Consider the following 10,135-nt stretch of genomic DNA (forward strand, 5'->3'; position numbering starts at 1 on the left):
TTAAGGGAGAAGTCGGATTTTCTTGGCTCTGTTCAATATAACAGAATGTAACAATACTATCTTTGGCAACTTGGTATAATACTTGACTAGCGTACTCAATATTGTTCAAGTGTTTCTTAAGCTTTTTAGGTAATCTAACCCTTGGTGTTCGCGCTGGGCTTGGTAGTAATTGCTTCTTAAAATTTTTAGCTAAGAGAGTCTTTTGCGTTGCTACTGAGCTTTGTCGTACAGGCTTGTTAAAGTTTTTAGCTAAGAGAGTCTTTTGCGTTGATGCTGGGCTTTGTCGTACAAAATTTTGAGATGAAATGTCAGACGATTTTGTACTCTTAGGTGGTAATGGCGATTGCTTAAAACCTTGGGAGCGATACTTTGACTTTGGTATTGAAAGTGGAAATAAAACAAACAGCCAAGCTAGAAAAATCATTCCACCCAGTGCAAACAACAAACCAATGATTAGGATTAGTATCATTTTTACGCTCCCCTTTGATCATGGAACACCATTCCCGGATTTCTCACCACACCTCGGATGGAGGAGTAATGAGTAGTGAGCAAGGAGTAATGAGTAAGGAGTAAAATCCTTAACTTATTACTTATTACTCATTACTTATTACTTATACGCAAAGCAGCTTGTGAGAAATGCGGGCATTGCTCCCCTTTGATCATGGCTTACCTGTGCATATTTCTAAATTGTGATTCTTGTTGAGAATCCTGCTGAATTTGATGATGCATATCAACAACAGATTGAATTTTATCAAGTGCCTGTAACTGTTTCTCACTTACGTTAGGCGATAAAACTCCATCAGTGAGAACAGCCTCGCCGTTTTTGGCACGAACGATTACATTATCGCCAAGGCGTTCAAAATCAAAATTTGTACTTTTAAAACTCTTGGAACCATCAGGGTTATCTTTGCCCAAGATATTCAGCATTGCTTTGACACTCTGTTCAATTGCTTGACCTTTAACATCATCAACAGCAGCCCGTAGTTCAGTTCGAGTATTGTCAATAGCTGACTTGACACCCATAAGGCTTTGATCAACCGTGTTTTTAACACTATCTACCTGTGTACGTATCTCTTGAGTTAAGTTACCAACTTGTTGATTGAGTTGATTTCTTACACTGTCAGTCTGATATTTAACTTCATCCCTGAAGCTAGTAATTTGTTCATTTATTTGAGATTTAAGTGAAGTAATTTCCTTTCTGACCTTCGTTACTTCGGGTGTCAGCACATCTTTAATCCGCTCAAAAACATTCTTGGCAGTTTGTTTTACCTTGTTCTCAACCGTACCCACCCAATTTTGAAGAACCGTATTTTGAACTTGTGGTAAAAACCGTTCATTTACCTGTGACAATGCTTTTTGGGTGTTTTCAATCAACTGTTGCTGCTTCTCCAAGGATTTACTCATTTCAGCAACTTGGTCAATTAATTTTGACAGCGATTCGGGCGTTTGTTGCGTCTCTTTGATACTTTCAACAAGTTTTTGCTGTGCTTGAAGTTTACTTTGTAAAACTTTCACTTGTTTTTGCAAAGCTTCTACACTGTAGATTCGCTCATTACTTACAACTTTATTTTTCTGGGATGGGGGAGCTAAACCTAATAAATCATTAGTTATCCGTCCATTTTGAACGCGAAAAACTTCCGATTTACCAATCTTTATCGAGATAGTACCTTGAGAATTTTGGGGGTCAGTTATCGCTAGGTTAATATTCTCTAGTTGTTCGGAAGTCAATAAATTTTTAGATGGTGATTGTCCGACAAGTCCTTTATAGACCTGCTTACCACCAGCATAAATACTTATATCATTGCTAGTCGGTATTTCTTTTGATTTTGCTTTTTGCTGAATATTTTTAAGTAGCGCTTCTAGAATATCCAAGTAGTCACGTTTAATTTCTTTGGCATCTCCATCATCAATCATGATTTGATTCCTTTAGTAAAACTTGAATTAACTCCGAAGGATTGACAGTTATTTTGGGGAGAATTATTCCGCCCAAATGATTGATTATTACCCTTCCTTCAATTTCGATATAAGCAAACTTGCCATCAATGATTACTTGGACAGTTGAGGTATTAATTTCTGGATCAGCAGGTGTATAGTCCGTGAGAGCCCCGTCTAAAATGCACAAGCTAGCCTTTTCACCAGCATCGCTATAAATTTCAACATATTGAGGAACATAATTAATCCCAAAAGGCTCATCGTCCCAAGCATCGACAACATTTACAATCTCACATGGATATTTATCTGCTAAAGCTGCTATTTGAGGTGGAAGTTTTGCAATTTCTCGTCTGTCATAATCATTAAGTGAGTAAAAATCGCGTGACGACATGGTATTTATCCTGAATATTTATGATGATCATTAAGGGCAGGAAATTTCACTTTAAATCAGACTTGCATATTCTGATAACTGCTCTTGGTTTTCTATTAAAGGTAACAATTTTAAAGCCAAGGAGCGGCGAAAAATCATTTCTTCATCTGCTGGAGGTAAGAGAGTAGACTTTTTAGATAAGAACTTTTGAAACTCGTACCAAGCTCTTACACTCGAAGCTTCTGAGTCGATTTCATGTTGAGGAATGTGAATTTTTTGTAATAGTGGTAAACTTATTTGGCCACGAGAGCGAAAGCCAGGACTAATAATTACTGCTTTTCCCTCTGGTAAGGTATTAAATTGATTGATGTCGAATAGCTTCCGGGTACTATTTTGGTCAGAGTTGGAAATACTTGCTCCTCCCTTACCTCCTGATGAGCGCGATCGCTGCTTATACTTAATTTCTTCCTCCCCCAAAAAATTACTAAACCTCTCGGCGGCGACATCATCCTGTGGATTGAAAAATGCCTTGGTAGCGCATCCCCCAAATATGGCGTTGGTTGTGTTTTCGCCATAAGATTCAATCAGCATTGAAAGATTTTGCAAGCCCAGTAGAGAGATTAAGCCGTCCTCGCGGTTCTGGTTGAGCCAGTCAACGAGCGCGGGTAAATAGAGGGTGGGTAACTCATCAACAGCTAATACTAGAGGTGAGGTGCGCTTGTTGGCGACGTTGCGGCTAATCAGAAGATGGAGGATTGAGACTAACAAAGGCGCAATTACATCGCGTTTCTCTTTGTTCATTCCGAAAATCACCATCTGCCTCCCCTTTAAATCTAGGGGGATATTAGTTTTTCCACAGAAAGCAGCCAAGGCCGAGGGAACCATGAAACGGCTGAACAATCCGCTAGCCGTGCCGACAATACTAGCTGCTGTTTCTGGCGAACCCGCAACAGATACAAACTGAGCAAAAGCCTCTCTGACCATGAAGTTTAGTTCGGCGGCTTGCTCAATGCGCTTAACTAACTTTGGCAATCCTAGTATCGCTTGGCACATCATGATATCTGGATACTCTGTGCCCTTCGCCAGCATAAAAACGGCTTGCACTAGCTGATCCCCAGCATTAGTAAAAAAGCTGTTTCCAGAATCTTTATCGCCCAATTGAAAGTTGCGATTGAGCGTAATTGCAAGCTGCCGTGCCATTTCGGAATCTTCATTGCTACGAAGAAAGTCGATAGGGTTAGCGACTGCTGATTCTGCAAAGCCTGGGGCAAGTACGGTAACTTGATAACCGCGAGAGAGCGCATACCCTGCCAGTATTGGCGCTTGCCCCTTGGCAACTGCTGTGGCTGATTCTTGCTGTGCGTACTTGAAATCATAAAGGGCGATGGGTAGCCCCTGATCTACTGCGGAGCGGATCAGGGGATTTACCATTGAAAATGACTTGCCGCTCCCCGGCCCACCACAAACTAGGATGCCTCGCTGTGCCTCTGGAAAATAAAGGGTTTTTGAATCTTCAGGGATACTAGTTTTCCTAATTCCATTGATAACCTCACTCTTTATATTCTTGGGAGTGCCAACATACAGCGATACTCGGTTGTGTTTGCGGCTTGTAATTTGTTTAATCGCCAGTTGACGAGCGGCTTTTTTCTCCACCGCGCCGCCCCATCTCGCGGTCGCTAACTTGGCTTTCCCCCCTTTGCTATCGATGATTTTGGCGATTACAATCACCGCACCACAGGCGAGTACCCCTAACCCGGCGGGGGAAAATAGCGCCGATTCAAGTCCTGGGGGAATAAATTGATTTGGGCTAATAATAGTGTTTGCGGTTTTGGTCATCGTCCCGTCCCCACGATAACCAAATCATTCTCACTCACGGGCAACCAGGGAACTGGCCCAATGAAGTAAGGGGTACAAGTTTTCTGCTGGAATGGCGGACGAGCGCAAATCCTAAAGAATAAACCAAAGTTGGCAGTCCCCTTGGATTCATTCACTCCAGTTAGCGCCACTTTGAACCCACTACCATACACTAGCCGCCCTGTTGGTTCCTTCCCACCGTTAACGGCTGCTAGAAACCCATAACCACCCTTGACTTGTTGGGATGAACCAGATGCCCAACGCTTACCATACAAGCTACCTTCAGAACCGACAAAATCACCCATTTCTAAGTATGAGCATTCCTTGTTAGGAGGACAGGCAACCGAAACGGTGCGATCGCCTCTGACAACGCTACCAGATACAAAGTAACCATTCCCAGCCTTTGCATCGCCTTTTTCGGCCGTACCAAGTACAACCGACGCGATACCCACAACGTCTATCCCAGAGCTAATGGGCTGAGGCATTTTATCAAAGGGAACTTGACTTAATTTAGGAATTTGATTGACATAGGCTTGCTGCCATGATTTAAATTTCCCTAATTGAGTTTTGGCTAATCCAGGAATTGAATTAAGAGAATACTTACTTAGGTCAATCTTATCTAGCGTCAAATCTGCGGCTTGGGGATTTGAAGCTATAGCTTGAGAAACAGTGCCACCTGTAAACCCGCCATTCTTAGAAAATAGATCGGCTAATGGGGGAACTTCTGATAGGCTCAAATTGCTTAATTCAGGCATTGCTTTAACTAATGTTTTTGGCGTTTGCCATTGCATTAATCCAAAGTTTTTGAGGGTGGGTTTGGTGGTTGTGGCTGTAGTGGGCAAAGCCACCGTGTCAATAGCCTTTAAGCTCAAGCCCGACATCTTAAAAGCATCATCCGCGTCGCCCAACATCACAACAGAGTCTACTTTTTGCCCTGCTGTCCACGAGCGCGAGGGGTCGTAGCCAAAAGTCGAAATCAGGTTTTTAGGTATCTTTAAAAATCCTGGTTGCTGGATGGCTGGCAAAGTATCCCATGTGATTTTCGACCAGTCGGGGGTAGCAGTTTTGTATTTGCCCTGCGAATAATTAATTGTTGGGGTAGTTGTCGGTGTCTGTGCGATTGAGGCAGAAAGGGGAACCAAGGAGGCGAAAGCAGTCAGTATAAAGAGTTTAGATTTCATTATTTTTTTAAGTAGTTGGTCGCTTGCATTTATCTAATTCTTTGCGAATAAACTTCACAAAATTACTCATAATTGCCCCCATTCAAGTAATTGATGAAAAGTAGTTTTATCGACCTGAGAAAGCGTAATTGCCTCATCTCTTGTCTTGCCACGCCGTAACAATTTAATTGCATCTTGCACCTTGTTCCAGATGGTAGATCCGGGTTTAACTTGACCTTTGCGCCCAGCTTCTGCCAACCCAAAAGCGAGAGCATTAGCATCGTTCCTCTGAATCGCACCATTTAGCGTAGTCCCAGGATTGGGGCGTAAAACGGCAACAGGCAGGCTGAGGCAGAGGGACTTTTATTGTTTGTGGTGGCGGCGCTGGTTGCGGTTTTTCAACTGTTAGGGGAAGTGGCGTTCGCGGACGGGTAATGGGCAATGGGCGATCCGAATCAGATTTAACTACCAAGCTTGTATAGGCTGGGTTGCCTGTGGCGGGAACTATCTTAAACTGATATTGCTTTTGGCTGGTAAGTAGTGTAATTTGAGTGCTACCATCGCCGCTTGTGGACACAGGAAAATCGATTGGGTCAATCTGGCGAAGAAAGATTACGGTCGCTTTACCTCCCGCGCATTCAGAATCGCCGCCTGATGACGGGCATAAACCACCGTTTGAAGTAAAAGCGAAGCGACTTGGATCGCCAATCCAAACTTGCTTGATAGTTTCCCCAGTAGACATTAAATTAATAGTTAGTCCATAGCCTTTCCATACTTTTAATTCGATAGCGCTAGAGTTTGCATCATTCTCGTAAACCGTTCGGATGGGTATCGCCGTTGCTTTTGCCGCGCTAGTTAAGATTAAAAATGCTGCAATAATAGTGGTTTTCTTTAACATTTATATCCTCAGTTACCGTAACGTTATTGTGACTAGAGCGATATTGTTTGATTAACGAATATTTGCACTGGCTTACCAACATCGATCACAAATACTTCTTCTCTACCACTTAACTGTTGAGAACGGGCGACATTTGAACTTTTGATATTATCGAGAACACTATTAAATGCACCCTCTCCAAAAGCGGCGGATAGGTCTTTTTGATCGTTGGTAGTGGAGCTAGTAGAGAAGCCATTAGAGTTACTGCTGACTTGAGTTATGGGGCGATTCTGTACTTCGGCAGCTTTGGCGACTCCCGCAACAATAGCAGAGATGAAATTGTTGCCCAGATTACTGCCTCTGCGAGACTCTGCTTTTAAGAAACCACCATCCTTGGCCATTATCAGAACGGCATTTTCTGGCAGTTGCTTTTCTTGCGTATCGCCGTTTATATTGACCAACACTGAAACACCGCGCAGTTTGGCGAAACCCGAACCATTGGACTCTGCTAGTTGAACAACCAGATAAGCGCCCACGGGTAGTACATCGCTACCATCTGAGGCTTTTAAGGGTTTTGTTAGTTTCACCAAGTAATTCTGCTTGCCAGCGTCACCAGTACCCCAAGCAATCGGCGTTTCTAGTCTGCCCTCTGCGGTGCTGCCAACGAGTACGCGAAGAGCCTTGTAATTAATGGTAGTGTTCTGGGCGACTTGTGTAGCTCCTCCCGTACCTCCTTCAATTCCATTAGTCTTGATGGGTTTCTCGCTTTCTGATTCATCGACTGAACTCCTGAAACTGCCAGCGTTTGCAGCGATAAGCCATTGCTGAGTGGGGTCTTTGGTGGGGGCGTTGGTTGCAGCCGTTGGGAACGCCAAAGGAGATTGTCTACTCGGCTGGGCAATTTTGGGCTGGGGCTGGGGAATAGATACTCTAGCCTGGGGGAAACTGAAGGGCGCTGTCGGCTGACTGGCGACTGGGTAAGAACGTTGTCGGCGCTGCACTGGTTGCATCGGAGGGGTAACGGGTGCAATTGAGGCTGGGGCTAAGGTTGCGCTAGGGGTAGGCGTTGGGCTAGGCAAGCGATCGCGAATCTGCTTTAACTCGTTATTTTGGCTAGTCAGGGCAAGCGCTGTTTTATCCTTGCCCGTCTCATTTTCCGGCTCTGCTAGGGGCGTTTGCTCTTCTGTAGGGGGTTGCACAATGTCCTTAGAAAACTTCAGCACATTCATTGAGTTGCCTAGCATTGCCCCAATGAGCGCCACGAAGATAAAGCAAATTAGGGCAATAACGCCCATTTTTAAGAGTGGAGATTGCGAGACTGTTCGAGCAGTAACAATTTCTTCTGGGGCGGGATTCTGTTCTGCTTGAATTGAATCATTAGCGTGAGAAGTTTTAGCACCGTTCATCGCAGCAAAATCTTGCTCTTCTATCTCAATAGTTGCCTCTGACAAAGCTGACTGGGTGTTCTGACTCATAAATCTAAATCTTGGATTTTGTAAATTTCCAACCCCGCTTTACGAACACGAGAGGCGGTTTCCTGAACATCGGACGCAAATCTAGGCAGGGCAGCCGTATCAATCGCCCTGACGAATATGGTTTTGTTGAAAGCGATGGGCTTGCCGACTAAATTGCTGCCTTGGAAAACAACAATCTCTGCAACCATATCTACTTTCCATTGCCCATCCTTAATGCGAGTCGGCTGACTGATTAGGCTAACTTTTAGGATTGATTGCGTAGACCCATTAAAGACATCGGGCGGCGTAAGATTACTTATCTCCTCAAGGAATGGTGCGCGAAAATCTTCTGACAACGCAAAACCTGAAGCCCATACACTAGTAGTAATCTTGCCTTTTGATGTTGATACCCCAGTATCCAACTTTAATTGTTTGGTGGGGTCTATCTTGTAATCATCGGTTGGCTTTGGTAGAGCATTCCAACTCAAAAGCCCGGTCATTGTTTGCCCGATAAAATATGTAATAGCTTGCGGCGATCGCTCAAGGCTACCTATAGGAACAACTCTGATGGATTCGCCATCAGACAATTCTACCAAGGTCGAAGCTTTCGTTTTAGAAAACGTTGCTATCCGAGCAAAATTAACGACTTCTATTAATAATAAAAGCATTAATAAAACCGCATTGACTATTAAGAATATTGGGGTAAAATTTAATTCTTTTCTCTCTAATAATTTCATCTCCTTAACCCCACCGAGAATTTAACCCCACTAGTGAAAGCTGAGAATACAGCCATTCCGCCACCAGTGCCTATGGCTACTGCAAGTAATGGTGAGAAAATAGCTTGCAAAAGTTGCAATAATAAAGGATTGCTAGAAGGTTTGGAGACTATCGCGCTAGCAATAATACCTACTGTTATCGAGTAGGAAATGAGAACCAATGTCAGCCCTAACCAGCCAGATAGCCAAGCGTAAATAGGCTTGCTTTGGAAGGGCAATAAAGATAGAACTAGGAAGATTGGGGCGGCGAATGCAATCATTAAGAATGACAGTTGGACGATGTACTGAAAAGCTGCCGATACCCCACTGAGAATGACATAAACAAAACCTTGGATTGCGCTATTGATTAGTTCGCCACTAAGGTCTAAGGGGTTCCAACTTCCGACTCCAGAACCCGCGCCAGTCTTTTCTCTAGCTTTCTGCGCGTCTTTTCGTGTATTCTCCACAGCCTGTTTGATACAAGCTTGTTTCTCGCTCAATTCTTCACCTTCCTTCTTTTCGTTGTTGAGCTTTTCGCACTTAGCTAAGGCTATCTGCGCGGCTAAGACAAAGCTTTGGTCAGCGTTTACATTCCGTATAGCATCTCTCAAATTGACCCCATTTCTCGTAATATTTAAAATACTCCTGTTTAGTCCGGTCGATACGTTTTTTAATGCGACTGTTGTGTTTGCTAAGAGGAACCCATTATTACTAAGCATTACAATTACTACTAATGGCAAAACCATCTCGGCTATGAAATCATAACCAAACCCTTCTTCTGCATACTTCCTGTACCAACCAAATGATGCAAAGCCAATCATCACAACAGCCGCGAGAGTAGAAACGGCGACGACAGCCGTATAAATTGGGCTTGTTCCAGATGCTAATTCTAGCCAATCATTCTCAAACGATTTATAGATTAGATCTGCGCCTGAGATAGCGCCTTCGACTATTTCGCCTGAATTCGTAGTCCCCGTATCTTCTCCAGCTTTTTGCCCTGTCGTTTGGGCAAAAAGAATAACTAAGAACGTTATCATTTGAGTTATCGTAACGTTATTGTGACTCGATTATTGATTCTTCCAGAATGAATCGTTAGCGGCAGCAGATTGAATTATCTGGCGAGTAGCGGCGTTAGATTCCTGATCCTTCGCCGCAGCTTGCTCATCAAGCCTGTTTGAAATATCGGCAAGGTTAATATTTGCAACAGCCAAGGAACGGGATTGCTTTTGTGCCTCTGAGTGGATAGACTTGGCAATCACAACATTTTGCAAGTTTTGAATAGCGACCTTTTTAAGAATGTCTTGGGTAATAACATCCTGTTGAGCGGCGGCAGCATTTTCGCTTGATTGAGCAGTGGCATCATTAGTTATTGCTGCCTCTTGCGATTGCACTCGTTGACCCTCAACTCCTAGTACTGATTCTGACTGACCGCGTGTATATTGCTGGTTCCAATCCTTGATAGCATTGTCGGCTTGAATGCGCGGATCTAATATCAGCAAATTGCCTTCTTGTTTCTCAATGACTTTCTCAATATTCTTACCAGCTTTTAGGGGATCAGGAATACCCAAATCACCAACACTAGATTCAATTGCCTGGGTTAATTCAGCTTCTAACTTGCCCAAACTTTTAGTAAATTCTTTCTGATAATTACTGATGTAATACCAATTTAATATGAAGCTGCATAGAAAAGAGCTTCTAAAATAAAGTTATAAGAAGAGACAGATATTACCTGC

General features: G+C 43.4%; 10 protein-coding genes and 1 pseudogene. All 11 read right to left on the bottom strand.

The genetic code is table 11. The features are described 5' to 3' along the window. Positions 1 to 469 (bottom strand): annotated as a pseudogene (locus tag GNF10_RS38110) (hypothetical protein); the annotation flags it as partial. Between the two features lie 197 nt (positions 470 to 666). Next, a complete protein-coding gene (locus GNF10_RS31835) occupies positions 667 to 1,914 on the bottom strand; it encodes a hypothetical protein (protein WP_185586884.1) in 1,248 nt (415 codons plus the stop codon). Beyond that, the gene (locus GNF10_RS31840) at positions 1,907 to 2,323 is read right to left on the bottom strand and encodes a hypothetical protein (protein WP_185586882.1); all 417 of its coding nucleotides are present in this window, start codon (positions 2,321 to 2,323) and stop codon (positions 1,907 to 1,909) included. The genes GNF10_RS31835 and GNF10_RS31840 overlap by 8 nt, the downstream gene beginning before the upstream one ends. A 51-nt stretch (positions 2,324 to 2,374) precedes the next feature. Beyond that, positions 2,375 to 4,138, bottom strand: coding sequence for a type IV secretory system conjugative DNA transfer family protein (locus GNF10_RS31845; protein WP_185586880.1), 1,764 nt, complete (start codon positions 4,136 to 4,138; stop codon positions 2,375 to 2,377). Continuing rightward, positions 4,135 to 5,337, bottom strand: a complete 1,203-nt coding sequence (locus GNF10_RS31850; RefSeq protein ID WP_185586878.1) for a hypothetical protein — start codon at positions 5,335 to 5,337, stop codon at positions 4,135 to 4,137. Before GNF10_RS31850 ends, GNF10_RS31845 begins: the two co-directional genes overlap by 4 nt. Positions 5,338 to 5,403: 66 nt before the next feature. Continuing rightward, the gene (locus GNF10_RS31855; protein ID WP_185592514.1) at positions 5,404 to 5,574 is read right to left on the bottom strand and encodes a hypothetical protein; all 171 of its coding nucleotides are present in this window, start codon (positions 5,572 to 5,574) and stop codon (positions 5,404 to 5,406) included. A gap of 16 nt (positions 5,575 to 5,590) precedes the next feature. Beyond that, the gene (locus GNF10_RS31860) at positions 5,591 to 6,214 is read right to left on the bottom strand and encodes a hypothetical protein (protein ID WP_185586876.1); all 624 of its coding nucleotides are present in this window, start codon (positions 6,212 to 6,214) and stop codon (positions 5,591 to 5,593) included. Between the two features lie 32 nt (positions 6,215 to 6,246). Further along, the gene (locus GNF10_RS31865; protein ID WP_185586874.1) at positions 6,247 to 7,668 is read right to left on the bottom strand and encodes a hypothetical protein; all 1,422 of its coding nucleotides are present in this window, start codon (positions 7,666 to 7,668) and stop codon (positions 6,247 to 6,249) included. Next, positions 7,665 to 8,384: a hypothetical protein gene (locus GNF10_RS31870; protein WP_185586872.1), complete on the bottom strand. Its 720-nt coding sequence runs from the start codon at positions 8,382 to 8,384 to the stop codon at positions 7,665 to 7,667. Before GNF10_RS31870 ends, GNF10_RS31865 begins: the two co-directional genes overlap by 4 nt. Beyond that, on the bottom strand, positions 8,381 to 9,439 hold the full coding sequence (locus GNF10_RS31875) for a hypothetical protein (protein ID WP_185586870.1): 1,059 nt from the start codon (positions 9,437 to 9,439) through the stop codon (positions 8,381 to 8,383). The genes GNF10_RS31870 and GNF10_RS31875 overlap by 4 nt, the downstream gene beginning before the upstream one ends. A gap of 30 nt (positions 9,440 to 9,469) precedes the next feature. Next, positions 9,470 to 10,024: a hypothetical protein gene (locus tag GNF10_RS38115; RefSeq protein ID WP_260446069.1), complete on the bottom strand. Its 555-nt coding sequence runs from the start codon at positions 10,022 to 10,024 to the stop codon at positions 9,470 to 9,472. Positions 10,025 to 10,135 lie beyond the last annotated feature (111 nt).

It is taken from the genome of Nostoc sp. UCD121 (assembly GCF_014222285.1).
Lineage (GTDB): Bacteria > Cyanobacteriota > Cyanobacteriia > Cyanobacteriales > Nostocaceae > Nostoc.